This window comes from Rhizobium sp. PEPV16, assembly GCF_008919455.1.
Classification (GTDB): domain Bacteria; phylum Pseudomonadota; class Alphaproteobacteria; order Rhizobiales; family Rhizobiaceae; genus Rhizobium; species Rhizobium leguminosarum_Q.
Map to the genome: position 1 here is coordinate 113,665 of NZ_VSZV01000310.1, position 26,558 is coordinate 140,222.

Genomic DNA, 26,558 nt, shown 5'->3' on the forward strand with positions numbered 1-26,558 from the left:
TAAAATGATCAAGTCCGTCTCCACCACCCCCTATCTGGACCAGAAACCCGGCACGTCGGGCCTGCGCAAGAAGGTTCCGGTCTTCCAGCAACCGAACTATGCGGAGAACTTCATCCAGTCGATCTTCGATTCGCTGGAAGGCTACCAGGGCAAGTGCCTCGTCATCGGCGGCGACGGACGCTACTATAATCGCGAAGTCATCCAGAAGGCGGTCAAGATGGCCGCGGCCAATGGCTTCGGCAAGGTCATGGTCGGCAAGGGCGGTATTCTGTCGACGCCGGCCGCCTCTCACATCATCCGCAAATACAAGGCTTTCGGCGGCATCATCCTCTCCGCCAGCCACAATCCCGGCGGCCCGACCGAAGATTTCGGCATCAAATACAACATCAACAATGGCGGCCCGGCGCCGGAAAAGATCACCGACGCGATCTATGCGCGCTCCAAGACGATCGACAGCTACAAGATCGCCGATTTCGCCGACGTCAATCTCGACCGCATCGGCAAGGACGAGCTTCCCGGCGGCACGATTCTCTCGGTCATCGACCCGGTCGAGGACTATGCCGCGCTGATGGAAGAGCTGTTCGATTTCGGCGCCATCCGCAATCTGATCAGCCTCGGCTTCCGCATTGCCTTCGATGGGATGAGCGCCGTCACCGGCCCCTATGCCAAGGAAATCTTCGAAAATCGTCTCGGCGCTCCCTCGGGTTCGGTGCGCAATTTCATGCCGCTGCCGGATTTCGGCGGCCATCACCCGGACCCGAACCCGGTGCACTGCAAGGAGCTCTTCGATGAGATGATGGGCGATGACGCGCCCGATTTCGGCGCCGCTTCCGACGGCGACGGCGACCGCAATCTCATTATCGGTCGTGGCATCTTCGTCACGCCTTCCGACAGCCTGGCGATCCTCGCCGCCAATGCCAATCTCGCTCCCGGCTATTCCGGCGGCCTTGCCGGCATCGCCCGTTCGATGCCGACATCGGGTGCTGCCGACCGCGTCGCCGAAAAGCGCGGCATCGGCATGTACGAGACGCCGACCGGCTGGAAGTTCTTCGGCAACCTGCTCGACGCCGGCATGGCGACGATCTGCGGTGAGGAAAGCTCCGGCACCGGCTCCAGTCACGTCCGCGAAAAGGATGGCCTCTGGGCCGTGCTGCTATGGCTGAACATTCTTGCCGTGCGCGGCGAGAGCGTCGCCGATATCGTCACCCAGCACTGGCAGACCTACGGCCGCAATTATTATTCGCGCCATGATTACGAAGGCCTCGACACCGATGCGGCGAACGGCCTGGTGGATAATCTCCGCAGCCAGCTTCCCACCCTGCCCGGCAAGAGCTTCGGCAGCCTGAAGGTGGAGAAGGCGGACGACTTCGCCTACCACGATCCGATCGACAAATCGGTGAGTGACCACCAAGGTGTCCGTGTGCTCTTCGAGGGCGGTTCGCGCGTCGTCTTTCGCCTGTCCGGCACCGGCACGTCTGGCGCAACCTTGCGTGTCTATATCGAGCGCTACGAGCCGGATTCGACTCGCCACAACATCGAAACGCAGGAAGCGCTCGCCGATCTGATCGCCGCCGCCGAAAGCATAGCCAGCATTCGTGAACGCACGGGACGCGATGCGCCAACCGTGATCACCTGATCCGGGGGGAAACATGCGGGGAAGCAGTTCGGCGCAGGCCGGCGCGATCGTCTTCGAGACCGGCGTCGAATTTGCCGTGTGGTCGCATCATGCCGCACAAATCGAACTCTGCCTCTTCGAGGATGACGGCCACAGGGAATTCGCGCGCCTGCCGATGGCGCGCGACAGCAACTACTTCCATCATCTCTTTGTCGACGGACTGAAGGAGGGCGCGCGCTACGGCTATCGCGCCGACGGTATCTATGCGCCCGATAACGGCCTCTGGTACGATCCTTCCAAACTGCTGATCGATCCCTACGCCAAGGAGATCGACAGGCCGTTCCGCTACGATCCCCGCCTCGGCATCTATGGCGAGGACAGCCAGGATCTGATGCCGAAGGCGATTGTCACCACGGATACCCGAGCCGCGATCGGCAAGCCGCTGTTCAAGCCGGGCGGCTTTATCTATGAGGTGGCGGTGCGGCCCTTCACCATTCTTCATCCCGACGTACCGGAGGCTCAACGCGGCACGGTCGCAGCGCTTGCCCATCCCTCCGTCGTCGCGCATCTGAAGCGGATCGGTGTCGACGCCGTCGAACTGATGCCGATCACCGCCTGGATCGACGAACGCCATCTGCCGCCGCTCGGCCTCACCAACGGCTGGGGCTACAATCCCGTCGCCTTCATGGCGCTCGATCCGCGGCTCGTCCCCGGCGGCATGACGGAGCTGCGCGAGACGGTCGCGGCCCTCCATGCCGAAGGTATCGCCGTCATCCTCGACCTCGTCTTCAATCATACCGGCGAGAGCGACCGTTACGGCGCGACGCTGTCGCTGCGCGGCCTCGACAACCTGCATTATTATCGCCACGCTCAGAATTGCCCGGGCGAACTCGTCAACGACACAGGCACCGGCAACACGCTCGCCTGCGATCATTCTGAAGTCCGCCGCCTCGTCATCGACAGCCTGCGCCATTTCGTGCTCAACGCCGGCGTCGACGGTTTTCGCTTCGATCTCGCCCCGGTGCTCGGCCGCACCGCGACGGGTTTTGAACGCGACGGAACACTGGCCGCGATCCTCTCCGACGATGTGCTTGCCGACCGGATCATGATCGCCGAACCCTGGGATATTGGCCCCGGCGGTTACCAGCTCGGCAATTTCCCGCCGCCCTTCCTTGAATGGAACGACCGGGTTCGCGACGACCTGCGCTGCTACTGGCGCGGCGACGATTGGAAGACCGGCGCGCTGGCAACCGCACTCGCCGGCTCCTCCGACATCTTCTCGCGCAACGACGGCCGGGAAACGCGCAGCGTCAATTTCCTCGCCGCCCATGACGGCTTCACGCTGATCGATCTCGTCTCCTATACCGGAAAGCACAACGACGCCAACGGCGAACACAATCGCGACGGCCATAACGAGAACCATTCCTGGAACAATGGTGTCGAAGGCGAAACCGTCTACCCGACGATCCGCAAGCGCCGCCGGGACGATGTGATGGCGCTGATCTCAACGCTTTTTGCCACCCGCGGCAGCATCATGCTGACGGCGGGCGACGAGGGCGGCCGCAGCCAGCACGGCAACAACAACGCCTATTGCCAGGATAACGAGATCACCTGGCTGGACTGGAAAGCGTTGGACGGGGATCTCATCGCCCACACCGCCTTCGTTTCGGGGCTGCGGCGCCGCTTCACCGTCTTCTCCGAAAGGGACTTCCTGTCAGGAAACGGCGATGTCGAATGGATTTCGCTCTCCGGCGAGCCGATGACCGTTGCCGAATGGGAGACGCCGTCGCTCTCCACCCTCGGCATGCTGCTATCGACCGGTGACCGTTCCGCTCGCGGCAGGCAAACCCGGCTTGGCGTGCTTTTCAACCGCTCGGGAAGCCGCCAATTTTTCACGCTCCCTTCTCAGGGCGAACCGGGCTGGCGCCAGTTGACCCCGGATGGAGCGAAGAAACCCCGTGGCCGCGCAACCGTTGGGCCGCGCTCGATTGCCTTTTTCGTAGAAAATTGATCGCCTCCCCTCGCTTGCGCAAATCCTTGTCGCAATCGTCACAAATGCACGATAAGGCTTTGCCGCGGCGGCTTATTTCACGAGGAATTCATGGTCACGGAAATTTCTCTCTCCGACGTGCGGGGATTGATCGGCATGGAGACGGGCCTTTCGGATTGGGTCACCGTCGACCAGACGATGATCGACGCCTTCGCGTCGGCGACCGACGACCATCAGTTCATCCACGTCGATCCTGAGCGCGCGGCGGCCGAGAGCCCGTTCGGCGGTACCATCGCCCACGGCTTCCTGACCCTGTCTCTGCTGTCGACGATGAACTACAACTGCCTGCCGAAAGTGCGCGAACAGACCCTCGGCATCAATTACGGCTTCGATCGCGTCCGCTTCATGACGCCGGTGAAAAGCGGCGCCCGTGTCCGCGGCCGGTTCCTGCTTTCCGAAGCCCGCTTCCGCGGCGCCGGCATGCTGATGACCACCTATGACGTCACGATCGAGATCGAAAACGAGAAGAAGCCGGCGCTGACGGCAAAATGGATCACCATCATCCAATTCGACCCGAAGGACCGTCCCGAGGACGTTTGAACAAGACTGCTTTTGTTACTCGGCTGAATTGAACACGGCTTCGAGAGCGTGTCCGTCGAGATCCATGACGAACGCAGCATAATAGTGTTCACCGTAATGGGGCCGCAGGCCGGGGCGGCCATTGTCACTGCCGCCATGCGCGATTGCCGCCGCATGAAACCGATCGACCGCCTGCCGATTCGGAGCAGCAAATGCGAGATGAAAGCCGGGACCGGGCGCACGCTGGCCATCCGGGCGATGCTTGATCGCCAGTTTATCTCCGCCGCCGGGAAGGCCGTAGCCGACGGCCTGCCCCGTTTGTCCCGGCCTGATATCGTCCCAGACCCCTGACATAACCGAGCGCGGCGAGGGCGGCATCGTAAAATGCCGCAGACCACTCGATGTCGGAAACGCCGAGGGAGGCATGGTGCAGCATTCGCTTACTCCTTGAATGAGCACACGCCCGCGATGGCTGAGACTCAGTGCCCCGCGTCTTCAGCCGCCTCGTTCAGCAGCCCGAAGACATAATCCGAAAACGACCGCCAGCACTCCACTCGGAACGTGTCTTCTTCCGTACGGAAAAGAACGATTTCCGCTTTGCCGAACACCGTGCGCGATGCAGCCCCTACCGGAAGGGAAGAAAGCGACAGATCCTGCGGGCAACCGGCCGAAAGCGTCGCCTCCGAACCCGGTCCCGAGACGATGATCGCGACATTGCGGTGGGAAACGTCGGTCGCCGAATGCAGCGTGCCGGCACCGGAAAGTGTTGCCATCAGATCGGCGCCGGCCTCGTCGATCACCAACCACTCGTCCGGCCCAATCCAGAGCGCCGATCGGGCGCCGGCCCGGCCGGATGTCTTCGGGGCATCCGGCAGCGCCAGGCCGAGAGCAGAGGAAAGTGCTGCAAGCGATTCCGCCGGCGCGCGCAGCGCCACCCGGCTGGCAGTGGGAGCCGTCGTCAGCCGCACCGCTGCGGAGCCGCCGAGACGTCCGGCAAGCGCCGGTTTGCGAATTGCGACATCAGCCATGGATGCGGCCCCCTTCCTTGTCAAAGAATACCAGATCCGTCACTTCGACGGCGATCGTCCGGTCCGGCATCGGCACATAGAGCGTCTCGCCCATCCGCGCCCGGCCGCCGGCGACCAGCGCAAAGGCGATCGACCGGCCGCAATTTTCCGACCAATAGGCCGATGTGACGTGGCCGAGCATGGTCATCGGCTTCGGCTCGTTCGGGCTCGCGACGATCTGCGCGCCTTCTTCGAGCACCAGCTTCGGATCTTTGGTGACGAGGCCGACGAGCTGCTTGCGTCCGTCCCTGACGAGGTCCGGCCGCTTCAGCCCGCGAATGCCGACGAAATCCGTCTTTTTCTTCGAAACCGCCCAGGAAAGTCCGGCGTCATCGGGGGTCACGGTCCCATCCGTATCCTGCCCGACGATGATGTAACCTTTCTCGGCGCGAAGAACGTGCATCGTCTCCGTACCGTAGACGCAGGCACCGAGCGGTTCGGCATTGGCCCAGACCGCTTCGAGCACCGACTGTCCGTAATCGGCCGGCACATTGATTTCGAAGCCGGTTTCGCCGGTGAAGGAGACGCGGAAGAGCCGTGCCGGCACCCCGCAGACCGTGCACTCGGCAACGCTCATATGCGGGAAGGCTTCGTTCGAAAGATCGAGTCCTTCGACCAGCGGCGCGACGATCTCGCGCGCCTTCGGTCCCTGCACGGCGATAACAGCCCATTGTTCGGTTACCGAGGTCAGCCAAACCTTCAGATGCGGGAATTCCGTCTGCAGGTAATCTTCCATGTGATGGAGAACACGCGGCGCGCCGCCGGTCGTCGTCGTCACATGAAAACGGTCGTCCGCCAGGCGTCCGACAACGCCGTCGTCATAAACGAAGCCGTCCTCGCGGGTCATGATACCGTAGCGGGCCTTGCCGGGCTTCAGCGTATCCCAGGCATTGGTGTAGATGAGGTTTAGGAATTCCGCCGCATCCGGTCCCACCACCTCGATCTTGCCGAGCGTCGAGGCGTCGAAGATACCGGCCGCCTCGCGTGCCGTCCGGCATTCGCGAGCGACCGCCTGGTGCATGCTCTCGCCGGCCTGTGGATAGAACCAGGCGCGCTTCCAGTTGCCGACATCCTCGAAGACCGCGCCATGAGCTTCTTCCCAGGCGTGCAGCGGCGTCTTGCGTGTCGGATCGAACAGCTCTCCGCGCGAATGGCCGACCAGCGTACCATAGGTGACCGGCGTATAGGGCGCACGGAAAGTGGTGAGCCCGACCTGCGGGATTTCCTTGCCGAGCATTTCGGCGGCGATCGCCAGGCCATGCATGTTGGAGAGCTTGCCTTGGTCCGAGGCCATACCGTTGGTCGTGAAGCGCTTGATATGCTCGATCGAATGCATGCCCTCGCGCACGGCAAGGCGGATATCCTTGGCGCAGACGTCGTGCTGGAAGTCGATGAAGGCCTTGGCATTGGTCTTCGGCCCGGCGCCTTCGGCAGCGCCGATCATGCCGCCCGTCCAGTCATAAGCCTGCTCGGCCGAAATTGCGATCTTCTCGCCGCTGCTTCTGCCGGTGGCCTGCGCCATCAGCTCGCCGGCGGCAAGCGATTCCTCGATCGTCCGCTGCAGATCGTCGGTGCCGTTGCAGGCGCCGACCGAGAGGCAGTCCTGCGCATAGGAGCCGGGCAGGAAACGCTGGCTTTCTGCATCGAAGGCCACTTTGCCGCGCGACTGCGAGAACAGATGGACGGACGGCGTCCAGCCGGCCGAAACCAGCAGCGCATCGACCGCGATCTTGCGCGGCGAACTGCCGCCGTTGCGAGCCACCGTCATCGACGAGATGCGCAGCCGCCCCGACGTGTTGACGACCGATTGGCCGGCCAGAACATCGATGCCGAGCGCACGCGCCTCCGCCAGCACTGCCGCTCCCGGCGCCTGCCTGCTATCGACGATGGCGGCAATCGAAACACCCGATCGTTTCAGATCGAAGGCCGCCTCGTAGGCCGAATCATGCGCCGTGTAGATGCCGACCTTGGTCCCGACGGCGACGCCGTAATGATTGAGATACATCCGCCCCGCCGAGGCGAGCATGATGCCCGGCCGGTCGTTGTTCGGAAATACCATGTGCCGCTCGATCGCACCGGTGGCAAGGATCACGCGCTTCGCCCGGACCTGCCAAAGCCGCTCGCGCGGCAGATCGCGGGTAGGTTTGGCGATATGATCGGTGACGCGCTCGGCAAGACCGACGAAATTGTGGTTGTAGTAGCCGAAAGCTGTCGTGCGGACCAGCACCTCGACATTGTCCATCGCCTTCAGCCGCGCCACGGTCTTCTGCGCCCAGCTATTGCCGTCCTCGCCGTCAATCCTGATGCTGGCGCCGTAACGCAATGCGCCGCCCGCTTCCGCCTGCTCGTCGCAAAGGATCACCCGGGCACCGGTCTCGGCCGCAGCCAGCGCCGCCGAAAGCCCGGCCACGCCGGCGCCGACCACCAGCACGTCGCAATGCGCATAGCGGCTGGCATAGTGGTCCGGATCCTCCTCCGTCGGCGCGACGCCGAGGCCGGCGGCGCGGCGGATGAATGGTTCATAGACGTGTTTCCAGGCGGCGCGCGGCCACATGAAGGTCTTGTAGTAGAAACCGGCCGCGAAGAACGGCGACATCAGGTTGTTGACCGCGCCGATGTCGAAGGCAAGCGAGGGCCAGCGGTTCTGCGAGCTGACGATCATGCCGTCGAAGACTTCCTGCACGGTGGCGCGCACGTTCGGCTGTTTGCGCGCCGTATCGCGGGAAACGTCGATAAGCGCATTCGGCTCCTCGGCGCCTGCCGACAGAATGCCCCGGGCCCGGTGATATTTGAACGAACGACCGACAAGATGCACGCCATTGGCGATCAGCGCCGAGGCGACGGTATCGCCTTCGAGCGCTGTATAGCTCTTGCCGTCGAAGCTGAAGCGCGCGGTTCTGGCCGGTGTCAGGCGCCCCTTGCCGGCGATACGGTTCACGCCGCTCATTGCGCCTCTCCTTCCACGGCTTCATATGTTTCGACAGGCCCATGCTGCTGGGCCGCCGTGCCGATCTCAGGCTTCGGCTCACCCGCCTTGTAGGTCACGATGAACTTGTCGGTCACCGTATCGCGCGCCGCATTGAAGAAGCGCCCGCAGCCGTGGATGTGCCGCCAGCGTTCGAAGATCAGCCCCTTCGGATTGTCGCGCAGAAAGAAATAGGCCTCGAATTCCTCGTCCGAGATCGAGGCGATGTCGGCGGGCCGCGCGATATGCGCGTCACCCGCGCCACGGAATTCGAGCTCGGAGCGCTCTTCCTGACAGTAGGGGCAATAGATCAGCAGCATGTGTTACCCGTCTTAGAGTTCCGATCCGGAAACATTGGTTCCAGGAGGTTGATTGCAGAGACGCTTTCCCATCGTCACATAGGGGATGAGGCGCTTGAGAAGCTGTTCGAAATTGTCATAGGGCTCCAGCACACCGGTCATGCCGATGTTCGCAAAGGCCATCTTGGCGATATCGTTGTCGATCACGAAGGCACGTCCCGGCGTTTCGCCGACATCAGGCACGAAATAGACGGCTGGCTGGCGCAGGACCATCGCGCAAAGCAGCGTGCCGCTCTCGGCAACGAAGGGCCATTCGCTTTCGCCGGCAGCCCTGTGGATCTCCTGCAGGCGGAAATCCCCGACGCCGGGAAAGACGTCACCGGCCGGCATTGCCGCGCCGCTGATCCCGATCGTCAGGAAAGCCGCCGTCCACATCAGTGCGCCACCGCCGCCGCCGCCGCTTCGTCGATGAGCCGGCCGCTGCGGAAGCGCTCCAACGTCAGCCCGGCGTTGAATTTGTGCGGCTCGTCGCGAGCAATCAGATGCGCGAAGAGATTGGCCGAGCCCGGCGTCGCCTTGAAGCCGCCGGTACCCCAGCCACAATTGACGTAAAGCCCGGGAACCGGCGTCTTCGACTGGATCGCCGAACGATCCGGCGTATTGTCGACGATGCCGCCCCATTGCCGCATCATCTTGACGCGCCGGAACATCGGGAAGAGCTCGCAGATGGCGTCGAGCGTGTGCGTGATGATCTGCAGCCCGCCGGTCTGGGAATAGGAATTATACTGGTCGGTGCCGGCGCCGATGACGAGCTCTCCCTTGTCGGACTGGGAGATATAGGCATGCACCGTGTTCGACATGACGACACAGGGAAAGATCGGCTTCAGCGGCTCGGAGACCAGCGCCTGTAGAGGGCTCGATTGCAGCGGCACGCGCACACCAGCCATCTGCATGATGGTTGTCGTATGGCCGGCCGCCGAGACGGCGATCTTTTTGGCGCCGATGAAGCCGCGCGAGGTCTCGACCCCGGTTACCCGTCCGTCCGGACCGCGCCGGATGCCGGTCACTTCACAATTCTGGATGATGTGAACCCCGCGGTCTGAGGCCGCCCGCGCATAACCCCAGGCAACCGCGTCGTGCCTGGCCGTGCCGCCGCGCCGCTGCAGTGCCGCCCCGTTGATCGGGTAGCGCGCGCTGGCCGAGATATCGAGCGGCGGACAATAGGCCTTCGCCTGCTCCGGCGTCAGCCATTCATTATCGATGCCGTAGAGCCGGTTGGCATGGATATGCCGTTTGAAGGACTGCTGGTCGTGAATATTGTGCGAGAGCATCATCACGCCGCGCGGCGAATACATCACATTGTAGTTGAGCTCCTGGGAAAGCCCCTCCCAGAGCTTCATCGAATGCTCGTAGATGTGCATGCTCTCTTCGTAGAGATAGTTCGAGCGGATGATGGTGGTGTTGCGCCCGGTATTGCCGCCACCGAGCCAGCCCTTCTCGATCACCGCCACATTGGTAATGCCATGCTCCTTGGCGAGATAGTAGGCAGCACCCAGCCCGTGGCCGCCGCCGCCGATGATGACGACGTCGTATTCGGCGCGCGGCTCAGGCGAATTCCATTGCTTCTCCCAGCCCCTGTGGCCGCGAAGGGCCTCCCGTGCCACGGCAAAAACCGAATATTTCCGCATCCGCCTTCTTCTCCTTCGGGAAAGGGCTTGTTCTCCGCGCTCATACAAATCGCAAATCCAAATGCGGCACAACGGTTCTTTTGCGACGCGCGAGAGCTTTGGTTTCGACACGCTGAAGAGAATGCCGCTTCAGGCGAATGAGGCAAGCGGCAGCGTTTCTGCTTGTCCGTCGACCGGCCGCCTAACCCAAGAGGGTTAGAAGACAAGCAATTACTAAAATGTTAACAATCACATGTTGTGGGGTATGTGTATCATGTGGGGTTGGCGCTCAGTATCAGTCGCGACGCTTTGCATCGCGTTAAACGGCGCATGGCCGGCGCTCGCCGCCGAGCCGGTCGGCCAGGCCGTCGTCGTCAAGACGCAGGTGACGGGACAGAGTGGGCCGATCGAGGTCGACACCCGCGTTCATCGCAACGAACGCATCAAGACGTCGCAATCGGGGCTTGGCCAATTCGTGTTTCGTGACGGCACGAAGCTCGCGGTCGGCTGGGGTTCGTCGGTCGTGATCGACAAATATGTCTTCGATGATTCCCAATCGGTCAAGAAACTGACGATTAGGGCGGCAAAGGGCACATTCCGCTGGGTCAGCGGCAATTCCAACTCCTCGGCCTACCAGATCCTGACTCCCGCCGGCACGATCGGCGTACGTGGCACCGCTTTCGATTTCTACGTCGGCCCGGATGGCACGACCGCCATCGTGTTGCTGAATGGTGCTGCCCGTTTCTGCGGCCCCGGCGGCTGCCGGCAGTTGCAGCAACGCTGCGATTGCGTGGTGGCCAAGCCGAATGGCGATATGTCCGCGGCACGCCGGGTCGACCCCAGCATCCTCGCGACGCTCGGAAATCAGCGCGCCCTACCCTTCCTCTCCGGCAATCAGCGACTTGCGGGCGGCATCGGCATGCTCGGCGGCTGCAATATGGCCTCCGTTGCGCCGGAAAGAAAAGACAGAACGCGGCCTCCACCGGCAGTTGCGCCTGCTCCGCAAAGGCAGGATCCGCCACAGAGACAGGCCGAGCCGCAAAAGGAGCGACCGAACAAGCCCGACAAGCCTCATCATGACAGGCCGCACCACGATAAGCCCCATCATGACAAACCGGACAGGCCCGACAAGCATGATGGCCATGGCCGGCATGACGATGACGGCAAGCCCGGAAATCACGGTTTGGATCATCGGGGGCACGAGCGCCACCATGATAGAGATCGCGATCACGACAACGATCGGAACCACGACAGGGGTCATAATTTCAATCGCGGTCGCTGAGGCCTGTCAGTCTGCGGCGCTTTTTTCGACCTCCTCCGGCACCTCGCGGAAATGATCGGCCCTGCGGTATACGCGCTCGTAGAATTCAGCCAGACCGCCGATCACCTGCACAGCCCTGAGCTTTGCCGTACCGATAAGCTTCCGGCTATTCCTTGAGTGTGATTGCAGGGCCTGCATCAACTGGTTATGGACGACCTTGAGCGAGGCAAATTCCTGAGATGCCGCGACCCGCTCATCGCCGACAACGGCGAGGATCTGTGTGCGGTTGCTCTTCCCCTTTAGCGGGAGCGCGCCGGCCTCGATCAGCGCCATTTCCGGCACTGACCGTGCCGTGCTGTCGGAGATGAGGATATCGAAGCCGACCTCCTTGCAGGAGGACTCGATCCGAGCCGCAACGTTGACGGCATCTCCGACAGCCGAATAGTTGAAGCGGGTCTTGGCGCCCATATTGCCAACGCAGGCAAGGCCAGTATGTATGCCGATACCGATGCTGACCTCCTGATCAGGCCCGAAGCCAAAGGCGTCGCCGGCGTTCAATTCAGCGAGTGTCTCGCGCATGGCAAGCGCTGCGCGAACAGCCTTGGCTTCGTGGTCCGCCACATCGACGGGCGCATTCCAGAATGCCATGATCGAGTCGCCGATGAACTTGTCGAGCGTGCCCTCATTCGCCACGACATGGCGGCTCAACGCATCGAGCAGCGTGTTGAGGAAAGCGACGACATCCGTCGGCGCCAGCCGCTCGCTCATTTCGGTGAAATTCCTGACGTCGACGAACATCATCGTCAACTCGCGATCGTCTCCGCCGAGACGCAATGCATCGCGATTATGCTCGATACGGTGGAGCAGCGACGGGGAAAGATAATGTCCGAAGGCGCGCCGCACCTCGCGTCGCTCTCGATCGATCACCAGGATCTTGAACGAGGTCGCGGCAAAATGGGTGATCGATCCGCTGATGATCGGCGCCAGCGGATCGAAGAGAAGTCCTGCATAAAGAAAGGCGAGCCACGACGCGACAAGCGCCATAGCGGTAATCAGCAAACCGCAGACGAGCGCGACGGCGGGGCTGACGAAAGTCGTCACCACAACGAGCAGGCATCCAAGCACTGCGATGACGAGGATTTCAAGGCCATCCGCCCAGTCGGGCCGAGATAGGAATTGGCCGGAGAGGATCTGCTCCACCGCTTGCGCATGCAGCGAGACACCCGGAACGTTCTCGCCCAGTGCGGTAACGCGGATGTCCTGCAAGCCGGCCGCCGATGTGCCGACGAAGACGATGCTTCCGGCGATGGCGGCTTCGACTTCTGCGGAGGCGCCACCTGACGAAAGCACCTGACGGACGGAGATATACCGCTCGGCCCGGTCAGGAGTGACATAGAGCCAGAGCTCGCCCGCCGCCGTCAGCGGCACGACGAAATCGCCGATCTTAGCCGATGTCATGATACCCGCGTGGTCGGGCGCGCCCGATACCACGTAGGTCGATGCTTCCTGCGCGACGCGCAGCGCCTCGACCGCGAGATTCGGATAGAGCTGTTCCCCATCGGTCAGGAACAGCGGGACCGCTCGCACCACCGGCGAAGGGTTTCCCGGGTTGAGGCTGATGTGGCCGAGGCCCGCCGCGTTGGCCTCCAGTTGCGGTCTGAGCGGCGTCGAAGCGCCGAGACGGGGCGGGGCCGAAATGGGGCTTTCGCCCGTGAATGCGAAGCCCGCTTTTACGGGCGGCCGGTAATTGCCTGCGTTGGAGAGGCCGAAGCCCAGCACGACGGGCTTGTCGGCAATCGAACGGGCGAATATTTCGTCATTATCAGGTAGCTTTTCGGCAAGCGAGGGATCGACCCCGACCACCTCACGGACGACATTGCGCGGCGACAACCGGTCCGGCTCGGAGAAGAGAACATCGAAGGCGATGGCCGCGGCACCCATTTCCGAGAGCCGGTCCACCAACAGGGCCAGCCGATCCCGCGGCCACGGCCATTGGCCGAATTCGCTGAGCGAAGTCTCGTCGATGTCGATGACACGAACCGGCATCGGCTCGAAGATCCTGGGAACGAGCCGCTGATACTCATCGAACGTCACGCCGCGGATCAGCTTGAAAATCCCGGGATCGCCGGCGCGCAGCATGGTCAGCAGAGTCACGATAATCAGACCGATAACGACACCGATTTGCTGCTCGCGCGTCATGATCTCACCGGCTGTCCCTCCCACGGCCGCTCGAGCGGCCCCGCACTGCCGGCTGACAGGCTACGCCGCTTTCAGCCCGAACGCCATTCGCACCTGCGCTCCAGGCGTTTCTTTTTGGTTTCCCGCCTTTTTCTTTCCGTCCACCGGCGCAACAGCATCTTCAAATTCGGCGACGCCGCCAGTTCGGCTACGTTTTTGCTTGGACGACAAGGGCCCGATCTTGCCGGGTGAGGAACGAAATGTTCTTGTAACGATCGAAGGGCGAATGCGTTTTAGATGAGATAATGAGAGGCTCCCGTGATTTCGGAAACTGCCGCGCGCCGCAGCGGCTATTGGCTGATTGTCGTCGTGCTGGCAATGCTCGCCGGGCTGCCGCTTGCCGTCTGGCTCGACATCAGCGATCTCTCCGGAAACACGCTCAGGCGCCAGGCGCGCGACATGAGCTCGCTGATATCAAGCATCCGCTCCTATTATTCCGCCAATGTCGTGGGGCGCGTCCTGGCCGCGCACGCCAGCGGCGCAACTGCAGGCACGGTCGTCTCCCACAATTACGCCAATATATCAGGCGCCATTCCGCTGCCGGCCACGCTTTCCCTGGAGCTCGGCGACGTCATCAAGGAGCAGCAGGCCAATATCACCTACCGTTTCGTCTCCGACCTGCCGTTCAAGAGCCGCGCATCCCACGAGCTCGACGATTTCGAGAGACGAGCGTTGGCCGAGCTGCGCGCCAATCCGCAGCAGACGCTGAACGACCTCACCCGCGTCGGACTGACTGATACCGTGCGGTTCATTACGCCCGTGCTCATGGGGCAAGCCTGTGTTGCATGCCATAACAGCCATCCGGAAAGCCCGAAGACCGACTGGAAGGTCGGCGATGTACGCGGCATTCAGGAAGTGGTCATCAAGCAACCCTATGTAAGCAACGTCTTCGCGTTCAAATATCTGCTCTGCTATTTTCTTTTTGTCGCCATCATCGGCCTCAGCTTCATTCTGCTGCAGCGGCAGCAGGCGCGCGCGATCCATAGCGCCAACCGGGATCTTGAAGCCGCGAACGAATTCCTGGCGAGCGTTTCCCTGAAGATTTCGCGCTATCTCTCGCCGCAGATCTACAAGAGCATCTTCAGCGGACAGAAAGACGTCGTGGTCCACACCGAGCGCAAGCGCCTGACGATCTTCTTCTCCGACATCAAGGACTTCACCGCGACCACCGAGCGCCTGCAGCCGGAAGCCCTGACGGAGATGCTCAACGAATACTTGACCGAGATGTCGAACATCGCCCTGGAGCACGGCGGCACGGTCGACAAGTTCATCGGCGACGCGATGCTGGTCTTCTTCGGCGACCCCGACACCAAGGGGCCGGAGGAGGACGCAAAAGCATGTCTGCGCATGGCCGTCGACATGCAGCGCCGTCTCGGCGAACTCAAGGACAGATGGCGCAGAAACGGCACCGAAGAGCCTTTCGTCGTCCGCATGGGAATTAACAGCGGTTATTGTAACGTCGGCAATTTCGGCAGCAGCGACCGCATGGACTATACGATCATCGGGGCCGAGGCCAATCTGGCAGCCCGGCTGCAATCGATCGCTGAGGGAGGAGAGATCGTCATCAGCTACGAAACCTATGCGCTGGTGAACGAAATCGTCGACGCTCATCCCTTGCCGCCGATCACGATGAAGGGCATACAGCGCGAGATCGTGCCCTATGGGGTGGATGGGCTGACACTCGGTGCGGACCACAAGAGCCGCGTTCTAAGCGAGCACCTCTCCGGCCTCGACCTGCATCTGGACATAAGCCGGCTGGAGCCAGCCGATCGCCTGAGGGTCAGGACAGCTCTCAAGGAGGCAATCGCCGCGCTGGATGAAGCCGCGCCCGAACCGGCCGGATCATGACCGGACCAGGCGAAGCGTGATTTTTCCGCCCGCCTTCCATATCCATCTGGACTTCCCGTACCCAATCTGCTATCCCGCATCACCAATCGCAAGGCTGCGGCCGCGCGAACGTTATTGTTTTGCCTCTGGCCGCTGCGCCGCCTCCGGCATCAACCAACCAAAGGAACGTGATTCTCGTGCAGGTACTTGTCCGCGATAACAATGTTGATCAGGCTCTCCGCGCTCTCAAGAAGAAGATGCAGCGCGAAGGCATTTTCCGCGAAATGAAGATGCGCGACTATTACGAGAAGCCGTCGCAGAAGCGTGCTCGCGAAAAGGCCGAGGCTGTTCGTCGTGTTCGCAAGCTGGCCCGTAAGCGCGCCCAGCGTGAAGGTCTGGTCGCAGCACGCTGAGCGTTGCCGTCGTTTTTTCGACGTTTTCAGATGCATTGTGGCGGGGGCGATGGGTTCGCCGCCGCCTTTTTTAGTTTGCCGCTGAAGATCGCATATCCGCGCACCGGATATGCCGCATGGGGAAAGCGAGCCCGAATGGCTGTCAACACCTTTAATCCGTCCCGCGCTTTGCGCTTGCAGAAAACGGCATTCCTGCCCGCTTTGGCGCTGGCGGCAATGTTCGGCCTCGCCGGCTGCGAGACGACCAATACCACCGATGCCGTGATCCGCATCGACAAGGCGCAGGGTTCGGAAGAGAATATCGCCTCGCTGACGGCGGTCATCAACGCCAATCCGAGGGATCCCGAAGGTTACAACGTCCGTGGTTCCGCCTATGGCCGCGCCGGCCAGTTCCGTCCGGCGCTGAACGATTTCAACACGGCATTGCAGATCAATCCGCGGTTTTTCCAGGCTTACGCCAACCGCGCTCTCGTCTATCGCAATATGGGCCAGCAGGCCCAGGCGATTGCCGATTACAATGCCGCCCTGCAGATCAATCCGAGCTACGACGTCGCCTATATCGGCCGCGGCAATGTCTATCGCATGGCTGGCCAGGACGACCAGGCTTTCAACGATTTCGACAAGGCGATCCAGCTCGGCACCACCGATGGCCGCGCCTATCACAATCGTGGCCTGATCTATCAGAAGCGCAACCAGCAGGATAAGGCGATCGACGATTTCTCGAAAGCGATCTCGCTCGCGCCGAATTCGGCCGAGCCCTATAATGGCCGCGGCATTTCCTATATCGCGCTGAACGACGACGACAACGCCTTTGCCGATTTCAACCATGCGATCGAGCTTAACGGCAACATCGCCGAATCCTGGGCTAACCAAGCGCTCGTCTATGAACGCCGCGGCGACAAGGCGAAGGCCGCCCGCTCCTATCGCCACGCAATCGGACTCGACCCCAAATACCAGCCGGCCCGCGATGGCCTTGCCCGCGTCGGCGTTGCCCCAGCCGGCTAAGGACTTGAGTTGGGCGGCCCGGAACAGCGGGCAGCCGCAACGGACTTTCGCCGGTCGCACCGCATTGAAAAGAGAAAGCGGAAAAGCGCCTGTCATCGTCGGCGGCGTGTCATAGTATGTTGCAACCTGCTCTTGCTCCCCCTAACATGGACCTGCTTCGATAGCCTGCTATCGGGCGTTCGAACACGGGTTGAGGGCGGTTTGCGAGAGATGCGGATCTTTGCTTTCCTGGCCGCAAGCGAAAACCGTTGCGGGCCATGCGCATTACAGCGCCGCGCGTCTTTTCAGGCGCATGCCATCTGGCGCAACAGATGAAGATCGTCACCCTGTTCTTTCCCAAGGCTTCGATCGGCACCTACCTCGTCGCCATGGCCGTGGCAATCGCACTGCCGATCTTCGCTTTCGTAGCGCTGCTTCTGCTGCAGCTGGAGGACAACCAGCGTTCGGCGCTGAAGCGCGAGACCGCCCAGGATGCGCTTGCCCTTTCACGCATCATTGACCGCCAGCTTCAGGACATGGCGACGACCCTGCGGCTGCTTTCGAGTTCGCCGGAGCTTGAAAACGGTAATTTCGCCTCCTTCCATGAGCGCACGGAAACGGCCCTCAGAGACAACACGCTTTTCGTCATCGCCGTCGACCACACCGGCCAGCAGCTGCTCAACACCCGTCGGGCGTTCGGCACGCCGCTCGGCCAGACGGCGAACATGCCAGCTCTCGAGGCGGCCATGGCGTCCGGTCGCATCGAGGCTTCCGACGTCTTTCGTGGCCGGACCAGCGGCGAATGGGTCTATAACGTCACCCTGCCGCGGAAGAATGAGCCGGTCGCAGCCCTTATCATCACGCAGAACGCCCAGGATCTGCGCAAGCTCGTGACCACCGAGGGCCTTGCCCCCGGCTGGTCGGCCGCCGTTATCGATGAGAGCGGCCACGTCGTCGCGGCCACTGGCCCCGCCAATCTCGAACCCGGCACACCCTTCGATCCGCGCATTCTGCCGGCGCTCAGCGTGTCCCGCGGCGTCTTCGAGGACGAGGCGATCCTCCCGCACATGCTCCTCGGCTATGCTCAGATTCCCGGCTGGTCGTGGAAGACGGTGATATGGGGACCGATCGCCCAGGCTTCGATCCTCAGCACCTGGCGTTTCCTTATCATTGGTGGCGTGGCGCTGGTGCTCGTTGCCGTGCTGGGTGCCTATGCCGTCGCAAGACAGGTGCGCACCACCATTCGCGATATCGCCGACATGGCAAACCGAATGGGCGAAGGCCATATCGTCTCGCCGGTCGAGACCAGCGTCATCGAGGCGAACCAGGTGGCAATTGCTCTTTCCAATGCGTCTTTCGATCGCAGCCAGACCGAGGACCGGCTGCGTTTCGTCATGCATGAACTCGTCCACCGCACCAGGAATCTTCTGACACTTGCCCAGGCAATGATGCGCCAACTCGCCAAGCAGTCAGACAGCGTCGAGACCTTCCGCGCCGCCGTCGCCGACCGCCTCGAGGGATTGGTGCGTTCGATCGAGCTCCTGACCAGCGAACAATGGGGAGGGGTATCGCTGCGGCGGGTCGTCGACATTCATTTGCACGCCTTCCCGCAATCGCGCGAGCAGATCGACATCAGCGGCGAAGACTTCGTGCTGAAACCGGATGCCGTGCAGAATCTCGGCCTCGCCTTGCATGAACTCGCCACCAATTCGGTGAAATACGGTGCGCTCTCCGTACCGCAAGGCCGTGTCCGCTTCGAATGGCGCGACGTCAGCGAGGAGGACAAGCCGGATGCACTGCTCCGCTTCACCTGGGAAGAGCGCGGCGGCCCGCCGGTCACCGAGCCATCGCGCTCGGGCTTTGGCACGACCGTTATCAAGGCTCATGCCGCCTCCGCCTTTCGCGGCACGGTTGAGATCGATTTCCGGCCCGAAGGCCTGTTATGGGTGCTGACGGCGCAGCGCGCCACGCTGGAGCGGGAGTAAAAGTCCCGGAACAATCGCTACCTCCACCCGTTTCGGACAGGTCGTTCCAAAGGAGAAAGACCATGTTCAAGCAAACGATGATCGCAGCCGCGGCGTTGACAGCCGTTGCCTGGGCGAGCCCGGCGGGCGCGGAAAATTATATCACGCTTGGCCGTCTGGTCTGCGGATCGGATGGCGGCCAAGGTCTGATCGTCACCTCGCAGAAGAACCTTATCTGCACCTATACACCGACGGCCGGCGGTGCCAAGGCGGTCTATGCCGGCAGAATTGAGAAATTCGGCCTCGATATCGGCCAGACCGGCAAGAGCGTCATGATCTGGCAGGTGCTGGCGAAGACCGGCACGGATATCCCGCAGTTCGCCCTTGCGGGCGAATATTACGGGATCGGCGCCGACGCGAGCATCGGTGCAGGCGCCGGCGCCAAGGTCATCGCCGGCGGCACCGATAAGGCATTCATGCTGCAGCCACTGAACGTCCAGGCTCAGGAAGGCCTGAACCTGGCAATCGGCGTCGAAAAGATGACGCTCGTGCCGGGCGAGACCTGACGAAAGCAGCTATGTCGGCCAAGTCAGACAGCAGTTGCCTGCTTGCATAATCAAACAGCCGCCGAAGGGCGGCTGCATCGATCAATGTGCGAGCGCCTTGTTGATATCCTCGGTCATCTTTTTCGCGTCGCCGAGCAGCATCATCGTACCATCCTTATAGAACAGCGTATTGTCGATACCGGCATAACCCGAACCGAGCGACCGCTTGACGAAGAGGCAGGTTTTCGCCCGGTCGACGTCGAGGATCGGCATGCCGTAGATCGGCGAGGTCTTGTCGTCGCGCGCCGCCGGATTGGTGACGTCATTGGCGCCGATGACATAGGCGACGTCGGCCTGGGCGAATTCCGAGTTGATGTCCTCGAGCTCGAAAACCTCGTCATAGGAAACATTCGCTTCGGCGAGCAACACGTTCATGTGGCCGGGCATACGGCCTGCGACCGGATGGATTGCATATTTCACCTCGACGCCGTTCTTCTTGAGATTATCGGCGAGTTCGCGCAACGCATGCTGGGCCTGGGCGACCGCCATGCCGTATCCCGGCACGATAATGACCTTCGATGCGTTGGCCATCAGATAAGCCGCATCCTCGGCCGAGCCGAGCTTGACCGTCCTGTCTGATGTGTCGGGTCCGCCGGACGCCGTCTCACCGCCGAAACCTCCGAGGATGACGGAAACGAAGGAGCGGTTCATGCCCTTGCACATGATGTAGGAGAGGATCGCGCCGGAGGAACCGACGAGCGCGCCCGTGATGATCAGCGCCAGATTGCCGAGCGTGAAGCCGATGCCGGCCGCGGCCCAGCCCGAATAGGAGTTCAGCATCGAGACGACGACCGGCATATCGGCCCCACCAATCGGCACGATCAGCAGAACGCCGAGCGCCAGCGACAGCGCGACGACGGCCCAGAAGTCGAAATGACTCTCGGTGGCGGCAAGCCCGATAATGAAGAGCACGATCAGCACCAGCAGGCTCGCATTGATCACATGCCGGTAGGGCAGCAGGATCGGCTTGCCGGACATGCGTCCGTCGAGCTTCAGAAAGGCGATGATCGAGCCGGTGAAGGTCAGCGCCCCGATCGCAACGCCGAGCGCCATCTCGACGCGCGCCTCGGTGTGGATGTGACCGATCTCGCCGATGCCGAAGGAAGCAGGCGTGTAGAGCGCAGAGGCCGCGACCAGCACGGCGGCAAGGCCGACCAGCGAGTGGAAACCGGCAACGAGCTGCGGCATCGAGGTCATGGGGATGGTGCGGGCGACATAGGCGCCGACGCTGCCGCCGATGGCAAGACCAAGGACGATCAGCACGAAGCCGCCGAAGTCAGGCGTCGCCAGCACCAGCGTCGTCAGGATCGCGATCCCCATGCCGATCATGCCGTAGAGATTGCCCTTGCGGCTGGTGGCCGGATGCGACAGGCCGCGCAGCGCCAGGATGAAGAGCACGCCGGAGACGAGGTAGAGGAAGGCTGCGATATTGGTCATCGGTCCCTCACCGGTCCTTCTTGCGGTACATCGAAAGCATCCGCTGCGTGACGAGGAAACCGCCGAAGATGTTGACCGAGACGAGCACGAGGGCGACGAAGCCGAAGCCGGTCGCAAGCCCGCTGGTCGAGATGCCGACCGCCAGAAGCGCGCCGACGACGATGACGGAGGAGATCGCATTGGTGACGGCCATCAGCGGCGTATGCAGTGCCGGCGTCACCGACCACACGACGTAATAGCCGACGAAGATCGACAATACGAAGATGGCGAGCTGGAAGACGAAAGGATCGATCGCCCCGCCGGTCGCAGCACTTGCCGCTTCCGGTGCCTGGGCCGCCGCCGTGATGACGGCGGTCACCGCCTGGTCGAGCTGCTCCAGCGCTCTGTCCATTGCTTCACTGGCCATCAGATGTCTCCCTTCTTCGCGCCGCCGAAGGCGGGATGAACGACGTCGCCGGCATAGGTTAGCATCGTCGCCTTGACGAGCTCGTCGTCGAGATTGACGACGACGCTCCGGCTTTCCTTGTTAACCATGGTCTCGAGGAAGGTGACGAGGTTCTTGGCGTAGAGCGCCGAGGCACTGGCCGCTACCCGGCCCGGCATGTTGGCGAAACCGATCACCCTGACGCCTTCGACATCGGCGATCTCGCCGGGGACAACGCCGTCGATATTGCCGCCGCGCTCGACCGCAAGGTCGACGGCGACAGCTCCTGATTTCATCGAGGCGAGCATGGCGCGCGAAACGAGCCGCGGCGCCGCACGGCCGGGGATCAGCGCAGTGGTGATGACGATATCCTGCTTGGCGATGTGTTCGGCAACCAGAGCAGCTTGTTTTGCCTGATAGTCGGCGGACATTTCCTTGGCATAGCCGCCGGCCGTTTCCGCCGCCTTGAATTCCTCGTCCTCGACGGCGATGAACTTGGCACCGAGTGAGGCGACCTGCTCCTTGGCGGCAGGGCGAACGTCGGTGGCCGAGACCGCAGCACCCAGGCGACGCGCAGTCGCAATCGCCTGAAGACCGGCGACGCCGGCGCCCATGACGAAGATCTTGGCGGCCGGCACGGTGCCGGCCGCCGTCATCATCATCGGCATGGCCCGGTCATAGACCGCCGCCGCCTCGATGACGGCTTGGTAACCGGCGAGATTGGCCTGGGACGACAGCACGTCCATGGACTGGGCGCGGGTAATGCGCGGCATCAGTTCCATCGCGAAAGCCGAAAGCCCGGCACTTGCCAGAGCCGCGATCGCTTCGTCATTGCCGTAGGGGTCCATGATGGCGATGACCACGGCGCCGCTTTTATAGCCTGAGATTTCCGATCCGCTGGGACGGCGCACCTTCAGCACCACGTCGGCGGAGGCTGCATCCGCAAAACTGCCGATCCTGGCACCGGCGGCCTCGAACTCCCCGTCCGGAATGCTCGAAGCCGAAACTTTTCATCTTCTTCACGGTCTCGGCGGAGGCCGCGACGCGCGTCTCCTCACCCGTGTTTTCCCTTGCAACGAAAACGATATTGCCCAACTGCCCCCTCCTCCGGGTCAGCCAGACCGCCGCAGGCTTTCCCTGCGCGGGCCAAGCACCTCATTCAAAAAGCTTCGGAGAAGCTCTCCTCCCCTCAGAGCGCCGTGCGTCCTTTCGGACGCACAAAGGGCGCTCTGACCCTCTGAATCTACGCGATCAGCGGAGCAGGAAGATGCCGGCAGCGAGTAGAATGATGAAGACGAAGAGACCGCCGAGAAGGCCGGCGCCGCCGAAGAAACCGGCGGTCATTGCAAGCAGGAGGACGATGAGAAGCATCGAGCCGTATTTCGCGCTGGCGACGAACATGTCGTAGGTCTTTTCATGTTCCTTGTAGTCCATCGGCGCGCCGGTCTCGACCGGTCCGGTATGATGTTCGGCCATAAATATCGTCTCCCTGAAATGCCTCTGCGCTGCTTGATTCCCTAGCTTGAGCGAGGGAAATCCCTTCCTGCAGGAATTACACAATGACAGGCGAAAGCGCAATGCATGAGAATGCCGCAAGCGCGCCTCGCAGCGACCTCATCCGGACGAGAAGACGACCTCAACGGTCGGATGAAAGAGGTCCGGCGACAGATGCGGTTTTCGCCTGTCGTCCACGCCTCATCTGCCCTGACGGCATCGCCTCTCTATCGCGGAGAAAGGGAAATCACAGCGGCAGATCGGTGCCAAGTTCGCCTGGCGGCACGAAACGCGCCGTCGGAATGATGGTGAGCGGCGGTAGCGTGTCGTTCGGAGTGCGCGAAAACATCATACGCTGCTCGCTGGCGCTGGAGATGAAGAAGGGATAGCGCGTCAGCAGCTTGCGTCCGACCTCGATCACATTCGTCGCCATCAGCGTCACGTCAACCCCGTAACTCTCCGCCAGTCGGCCGGGCACGATGGTATCGGCATAGAAGACCCGCTTGTAGAAGGCGGCATGCGGGGGCCGGACGGACTGAATAACGCGGTCGGCCCGGAAATACGCTGCCGCAACGATGGCGGGTCTCAGCGTCAGATAGGGAACCCACGGCAGATCGGCGGTGAGCTCCGGATCGGCCGCGAAACGCGCCGGATCGATCAAGGTCAGCCCGGCGTCCAAAAGCTCATCCATCGCCTCGGGAAAGGCCTCTCCGGACCGGCTGATACGATGCTCCGGCGTCACATAGTGAATTCGGATCGTACTGACCAGTTCACCATAATAATACAGACCGAAGATATAGGCATGGCTGTCGAAATCGACATCATCCAATAAACCTTCCGGGGCAAGCGACAGCGCGTCGTGGGCTTTGTAGGCCTTGTAGCGCAGTCGCTCCACGTCCTCCATGTCTTCACTGCTTTCGACCCGGCGATATTCGACGTGATCTAGAATTTCAAGGATTTTCCTGCTGAAATCGCTACGCGTAAAAAGTGTGTCTGACATTCTCTCGATCCGCTCGTTAACGGATCATTAATCATACGCCGCCGATATATAGGCAAGAAAATCTGAAAATTTGGGTTGAATTTAAACTATTAAGGTTAACGGCGCACAAGATTTTCGGCTGGGATAACCAGTCATTTGCAGACGGCTCAGGCGACCTTGTTGCGACGGCGCTGGACGGTGCGGCGGCCGATGCCCTCTTGTAGCAGCGTGATGTTCTGGGAAGGCACCGGCCGCGAGAAAACGTAACCCTGCACGAGATCGGCGCTGCGGTGCTTGTTGAGCAGCGCCAGCTGCTCCTCGGTCTCGACGCCCTCGATGACAATCTTCAGGCCCAGTTCGCGGGCGAGATTGACTGTGCCGCGCAAGAGCTTGAGGCGGCGCGCATCCTCGACGATGTTGCGCACGAAGGACCGGTCGATCTTGACGATATCAAGCGGCAGCGTGTCGAGATAGCTGAGGCTGGAGAAACCGGTGCCGAAATCGTCGATGGCAATGGTGATGCCGCGGGACCTGAGCTCCGCCAGGATGGCGCGCACCGCCGCCGGCTCGTCGATCAGGCAGCTCTCGGTGACTTCGAGATGCAGTCGTGCCGCGGCGAGGCCGGAATGGGCAAGCGCCTCGGCAACCACCGAAAGGATGTCGGCATCGCGCAGATCCCGCGCCGAAAGGTTGACCGAAACGGCGATATGTTCCGGCCAGTTCATGCATTCGCTGCACGCCTTGAACAGCACGAAGCGGGTGATGTCGGAGATGATGCCCATATCTTCGGCGAGCCGGATGAAGACATCGGGGGGGATCGAGCCCCTCTCCGGATGCACCCAGCGCGCCAAGGCCTCGGCACATTCGATCCGCGAGCCGTCGGCCCGGAACATCGGCTGGAAGACGAGATGCAGCGCCTGCGCCGAGACCGCGTCGCGCAGATCCGCCTTCAGCTTCTGTTGCTCGATATAGCGGCCGTCCATCTCCCGCTCGAATCCTGAGATGCCGCCCTTGAAGCGCGACTTGCTTTCGAACAGGGCAAGATCCGCCTTGACGCTCCATTCGTCCATCGCGAACGCGTCGCTTTCGAGAATCGCGTAGCCGGCGCTGAGCGAAACGAGAAAAGTCACTTCGTCGACCTCGTAGTTACCCTGGATCGCGGCATGAACGCGGCGGATTTCGCGGTCGAGCGAGACCTGCTCCTTCGCACGCGGGAAGAACAGAATGAACTGATCGCCCATCAGCCGGCCGAGGATGGCATTACCGGAAGCCTGCTTGATGCGGGCGGCGATAGCGCAGAGCAGATGGTCGCCGGTCACATGGCCGCGCATGTCGTTGACATGTTTGAACTCGTCGATATCGAGCACCATGAAGCCGAGCGGCCCGTTCTTCTTCGGAGACTTGGCAAAATACTCCTGCACCAACTGGCCAAAATATTGCCGGTTGGGCAGGCCGGTCAGCGCGTCGAAGCGCACCATGTGCAGGATCTTCTGCTCCGCCTTCACCCGGCTTGACACGTCCTCGAAGATCAGCACGGCGCCGCCGTCGGCCCTGCGGCTGGCGGAGAATTCGAGCGACAGGCTCTCGGGAAAATGAATGAGCGTGCGCGACAGGCTGCCCTCGGCGACCTGGGTGAGCTGGCGCAGGATGAGCTCCGGCTGCGAGGCATCCATGAAGCTGTAGCGCGCGCCGTAGCGCAGCACGGCGCCGAGGTCGCGGTCCTTCAGCCGCTCCGGCGCACCGATCTTCAGAAGCTCGCAGGCCTTGCGATTGACCACCTGGATGCGGTTTTCGGCATCGACCATGACGAGGCCGTGCGGCATGTTGTTGAGCGCCGTATCGAAACGGTCGGCAATGATGGTGATTTCCCGGCGCGCAATGACGTTCTCATAGAGAAACTCGCGCACGCCGTTTGCCATGGCCCGCGTCGTCAGCCAGAAAGGAATGAGCAGGATCGACAGCACGCCGCGATAGAAATCTAGCACCAGCAGGCTGCAGACGATCATCGGCAGGCAGCAGAAGAACGTCTGGAGGTCGACTGCGAAGCGCGAGCCATAGTTGCGGCCGACGACGGAAACCATGGTTGCCATGGTGACGGAAATGCAGGCAAGCTCCGCAAAGGAATCGCGCACGACAAAGATGGCGTAGCCGCTGGCGATGCCGAGGAGCGCCGTGGTGCAGGCTCCACTGGCAACGAGAATCCGCTCCCACCGTTCGATTCCGGCGTGCGACAGGCTCTGCTTGTCGACACGATCGAACTGCCGGAAGATGGCCATGCGAGCGCCGAAGACCAGAAGGAAGGCGACCGACAGCAGGATGTAGATGGAGTATTGTGTCTTGGCAGCCACGGCAAGGCACGTCGCAACATGTACAATCACGCCAACAAGAAGCGTCATGCGATTCCCCGAGAGGGAACTCACAAACGACAGATACACATCTATTGGGACCCTGTTCGGGTTATCTGGCTTCATCCACACTTTCCCTGTGCGCGGGAATTCTAAGCCCAACCCTTTAAAAATTGATTTCAATGGAATCAAACATTTGGTCAAATTTTCTAAAACCACAGGGTGAACCGCACAGCCTACGCGAGTTAATGCAGCCTACCGGCGAGATTACTGAAATAATTTATCCACGCCTGGGTTGTTGAAATATTTGACGACCCTACGGCGGGGCCGATGCGTCTAAGACTATACTCCAACGCGAGGCATTTATCCTTCCAATTTCAAAGGCCGTGGTCTACATCGATTGCA

At 61.8% G+C, this 26,558-nt stretch carries 21 protein-coding genes and 2 pseudogenes; 9 read left to right on the top strand and 14 right to left on the bottom strand.

The annotated features are described in order from the left end of the window. Positions 1–4: 4 nt before the first annotated feature. From FY112_RS17610 to FY112_RS17620, 3 genes are all read left to right on the top strand, one after another. On the top strand, positions 5–1,636 hold the full coding sequence (locus FY112_RS17610; protein WP_072640559.1) for an alpha-D-glucose phosphate-specific phosphoglucomutase: 1,632 nt from the start codon (positions 5–7) through the stop codon (positions 1,634–1,636). A 13-nt stretch (positions 1,637–1,649) separates the two neighbouring features. Next, positions 1,650–3,626 carry a glycogen debranching protein GlgX gene (glgX, locus tag FY112_RS17615; RefSeq protein ID WP_151518967.1) on the top strand — a complete coding sequence of 659 codons (1,977 nt, stop codon included), beginning with the start codon at positions 1,650–1,652 and terminating at the stop codon, positions 3,624–3,626. 90 nt (positions 3,627–3,716) lie between these two features. Then, positions 3,717–4,205: a MaoC family dehydratase gene (locus FY112_RS17620; protein ID WP_027667785.1), complete on the top strand. Its 489-nt coding sequence runs from the start codon at positions 3,717–3,719 to the stop codon at positions 4,203–4,205. Positions 4,206–4,220: 15 nt separating this feature from the next. Here FY112_RS17620 and FY112_RS17625 read toward each other — a convergent pair. The 6 genes and pseudogenes from FY112_RS17625 to FY112_RS17650 form a co-directional block, all read right to left on the bottom strand. Continuing rightward, positions 4,221–4,620, bottom strand: a pseudogene (locus FY112_RS17625) (VOC family protein). 43 nt (positions 4,621–4,663) lie between these two features. Then, positions 4,664–5,212: a sarcosine oxidase subunit gamma gene (locus tag FY112_RS17630; protein WP_151518968.1), complete on the bottom strand. Its 549-nt coding sequence runs from the start codon at positions 5,210–5,212 to the stop codon at positions 4,664–4,666. Continuing rightward, entirely contained in the window at positions 5,205–8,198 is a 2,994-nt protein-coding gene (locus FY112_RS17635; RefSeq protein ID WP_131641695.1) for a sarcosine oxidase subunit alpha, read from the bottom strand. Before FY112_RS17635 ends, FY112_RS17630 begins: the two co-directional genes overlap by 8 nt. Beyond that, positions 8,195–8,536: a sarcosine oxidase subunit delta gene (locus tag FY112_RS17640; protein ID WP_017962117.1), complete on the bottom strand. Its 342-nt coding sequence runs from the start codon at positions 8,534–8,536 to the stop codon at positions 8,195–8,197. Before FY112_RS17640 ends, FY112_RS17635 begins: the two co-directional genes overlap by 4 nt. Before the next feature lie 12 nt (positions 8,537–8,548). Next, positions 8,549–8,950, bottom strand: coding sequence for a hypothetical protein (locus FY112_RS17645; protein ID WP_017962118.1), 402 nt, complete (start codon positions 8,948–8,950; stop codon positions 8,549–8,551). After that, entirely contained in the window at positions 8,950–10,203 is a 1,254-nt protein-coding gene (locus FY112_RS17650; RefSeq protein WP_017962119.1) for a sarcosine oxidase subunit beta family protein, read from the bottom strand. The genes FY112_RS17645 and FY112_RS17650 overlap by 1 nt, the downstream gene beginning before the upstream one ends. A 253-nt stretch (positions 10,204–10,456) precedes the next feature. Here FY112_RS17650 and FY112_RS17655 point away from each other — a divergent pair, with 253 nt between their 5' ends. Continuing rightward, positions 10,457–11,464, top strand: coding sequence for a FecR domain-containing protein (locus FY112_RS17655; protein WP_151518969.1), 1,008 nt, complete (start codon positions 10,457–10,459; stop codon positions 11,462–11,464). A 6-nt stretch (positions 11,465–11,470) separates the two neighbouring features. On the opposite strand, the gene FY112_RS17660 is transcribed toward FY112_RS17655, so the two are convergent. Both FY112_RS17660 and FY112_RS36810 read right to left on the bottom strand, forming a co-directional pair. Next, positions 11,471–13,642, bottom strand: coding sequence for an adenylate/guanylate cyclase domain-containing protein (locus FY112_RS17660; RefSeq protein ID WP_151518970.1), 2,172 nt, complete (start codon positions 13,640–13,642; stop codon positions 11,471–11,473). Positions 13,643–13,702: 60 nt separating this feature from the next. Then, positions 13,703–13,852: a hypothetical protein gene (locus tag FY112_RS36810; RefSeq protein WP_165504146.1), complete on the bottom strand. Its 150-nt coding sequence runs from the start codon at positions 13,850–13,852 to the stop codon at positions 13,703–13,705. Positions 13,853–13,999: 147 nt separating this feature from the next. On the opposite strand from FY112_RS36810, the gene FY112_RS17665 reads away from it, so the two are divergent. The 5 genes from FY112_RS17665 (at position 14,000) to FY112_RS17685 (ending at position 19,435) form a co-directional block, all read left to right on the top strand. Next, on the top strand, positions 14,000–15,529 hold the full coding sequence (locus tag FY112_RS17665) for an adenylate/guanylate cyclase domain-containing protein (protein ID WP_246700708.1): 1,530 nt from the start codon (positions 14,000–14,002) through the stop codon (positions 15,527–15,529). 176 nt (positions 15,530–15,705) lie between these two features. Then, entirely contained in the window at positions 15,706–15,921 is a 216-nt protein-coding gene (gene rpsU / locus FY112_RS17670) for a 30S ribosomal protein S21 (protein ID WP_003542939.1), read from the top strand. Positions 15,922–16,056: 135 nt separating this feature from the next. Next, positions 16,057–16,926: a tetratricopeptide repeat protein gene (locus FY112_RS17675; protein ID WP_003542941.1), complete on the top strand. Its 870-nt coding sequence runs from the start codon at positions 16,057–16,059 to the stop codon at positions 16,924–16,926. A 311-nt stretch (positions 16,927–17,237) separates the two neighbouring features. After that, positions 17,238–18,890 (top strand): sensor histidine kinase, encoded by a 1,653-nt coding sequence (locus tag FY112_RS17680; protein ID WP_151518972.1) that lies wholly within the window; start codon positions 17,238–17,240, stop codon positions 18,888–18,890. A 62-nt stretch (positions 18,891–18,952) separates the two neighbouring features. Further along, complete coding sequence (locus tag FY112_RS17685) at positions 18,953–19,435, top strand: DUF992 domain-containing protein (protein ID WP_151518973.1); 483 nt, start codon at positions 18,953–18,955, stop codon at positions 19,433–19,435. Positions 19,436–19,516: 81 nt separating this feature from the next. On the opposite strand, the gene FY112_RS17690 is transcribed toward FY112_RS17685, so the two are convergent. The 6 genes and pseudogenes from FY112_RS17690 to FY112_RS17715 form a co-directional block, all read right to left on the bottom strand. Further along, positions 19,517–20,911: an NAD(P)(+) transhydrogenase (Re/Si-specific) subunit beta gene (locus FY112_RS17690; protein WP_017962127.1), complete on the bottom strand. Its 1,395-nt coding sequence runs from the start codon at positions 20,909–20,911 to the stop codon at positions 19,517–19,519. A gap of 7 nt (positions 20,912–20,918) precedes the next feature. Beyond that, a complete protein-coding gene (locus FY112_RS17695) occupies positions 20,919–21,317 on the bottom strand; it encodes a proton-translocating transhydrogenase family protein (RefSeq protein WP_003542949.1) in 399 nt (132 codons plus the stop codon). Continuing rightward, positions 21,317–22,430 (bottom strand): annotated as a pseudogene (locus FY112_RS17700) (NAD(P) transhydrogenase subunit alpha). The gene FY112_RS17695 and the pseudogene FY112_RS17700 overlap by 1 nt, the downstream one beginning before the upstream one ends. 156 nt (positions 22,431–22,586) lie before the next feature. Then, positions 22,587–22,811 (bottom strand): aa3-type cytochrome c oxidase subunit IV, encoded by a 225-nt coding sequence (locus FY112_RS17705; RefSeq protein ID WP_017962129.1) that lies wholly within the window; start codon positions 22,809–22,811, stop codon positions 22,587–22,589. A 265-nt stretch (positions 22,812–23,076) separates the two neighbouring features. Next, complete coding sequence (locus tag FY112_RS17710; RefSeq protein ID WP_017962130.1) at positions 23,077–23,829, bottom strand: hypothetical protein; 753 nt, start codon at positions 23,827–23,829, stop codon at positions 23,077–23,079. Positions 23,830–23,975: 146 nt separating this feature from the next. Continuing rightward, the gene (locus tag FY112_RS17715; RefSeq protein WP_017962131.1) at positions 23,976–26,279 is read right to left on the bottom strand and encodes an EAL domain-containing protein; all 2,304 of its coding nucleotides are present in this window, start codon (positions 26,277–26,279) and stop codon (positions 23,976–23,978) included. Positions 26,280–26,558: the final 279 nt, after the last annotated feature.

Bases quoted from the DNA above. Each gene is read 5' to 3' on its own strand.
- FY112_RS17705 (WP_017962129.1), bottom strand. From the start codon at position 22,811: ATGGCCGAACATCATACCGGACCGGTCGAGACCGGCGCGCCGATGGAC.
- FY112_RS17685 (WP_151518973.1), top strand. From the start codon at position 18,953: ATGTTCAAGCAAACGATGATCGCAGCCGCGGCGTTGACAGCCGTTGCC.
- FY112_RS17635 (WP_131641695.1), bottom strand. From the start codon at position 8,198: ATGAGCGGCGTGAACCGTATCGCCGGCAAGGGGCGCCTGACACCGGCC.
- FY112_RS17645 (WP_017962118.1), bottom strand. From the start codon at position 8,950: ATGTGGACGGCGGCTTTCCTGACGATCGGGATCAGCGGCGCGGCAATG.
- FY112_RS17660 (WP_151518970.1), bottom strand. From the start codon at position 13,642: ATGACGCGCGAGCAGCAAATCGGTGTCGTTATCGGTCTGATTATCGTG.
- FY112_RS17695 (WP_003542949.1), bottom strand. From the start codon at position 21,317: ATGGCCAGTGAAGCAATGGACAGAGCGCTGGAGCAGCTCGACCAGGCG.
- FY112_RS17655 (WP_151518969.1), top strand. From the start codon at position 10,457: ATGTGGGGTTGGCGCTCAGTATCAGTCGCGACGCTTTGCATCGCGTTA.
- FY112_RS17710 (WP_017962130.1), bottom strand. From the start codon at position 23,829: ATGTCAGACACACTTTTTACGCGTAGCGATTTCAGCAGGAAAATCCTT.
- FY112_RS17675 (WP_003542941.1), top strand. From the start codon at position 16,057: ATGGCTGTCAACACCTTTAATCCGTCCCGCGCTTTGCGCTTGCAGAAA.
- FY112_RS17665 (WP_246700708.1), top strand. From the start codon at position 14,000: ATGCTCGCCGGGCTGCCGCTTGCCGTCTGGCTCGACATCAGCGATCTC.
- FY112_RS17610 (WP_072640559.1), top strand. From the start codon at position 5: ATGATCAAGTCCGTCTCCACCACCCCCTATCTGGACCAGAAACCCGGC.
- FY112_RS17640 (WP_017962117.1), bottom strand. From the start codon at position 8,536: ATGCTGCTGATCTATTGCCCCTACTGTCAGGAAGAGCGCTCCGAGCTC.
- FY112_RS17715 (WP_017962131.1), bottom strand. From the start codon at position 26,279: ATGAAGCCAGATAACCCGAACAGGGTCCCAATAGATGTGTATCTGTCG.
- FY112_RS17620 (WP_027667785.1), top strand. From the start codon at position 3,717: ATGGTCACGGAAATTTCTCTCTCCGACGTGCGGGGATTGATCGGCATG.
- FY112_RS17650 (WP_017962119.1), bottom strand. From the start codon at position 10,203: ATGCGGAAATATTCGGTTTTTGCCGTGGCACGGGAGGCCCTTCGCGGC.
- FY112_RS17630 (WP_151518968.1), bottom strand. From the start codon at position 5,212: ATGGCTGATGTCGCAATTCGCAAACCGGCGCTTGCCGGACGTCTCGGC.
- FY112_RS17680 (WP_151518972.1), top strand. From the start codon at position 17,238: ATGAAGATCGTCACCCTGTTCTTTCCCAAGGCTTCGATCGGCACCTAC.
- glgX (WP_151518967.1), top strand. From the start codon at position 1,650: ATGCGGGGAAGCAGTTCGGCGCAGGCCGGCGCGATCGTCTTCGAGACC.
- FY112_RS17690 (WP_017962127.1), bottom strand. From the start codon at position 20,911: ATGACCAATATCGCAGCCTTCCTCTACCTCGTCTCCGGCGTGCTCTTC.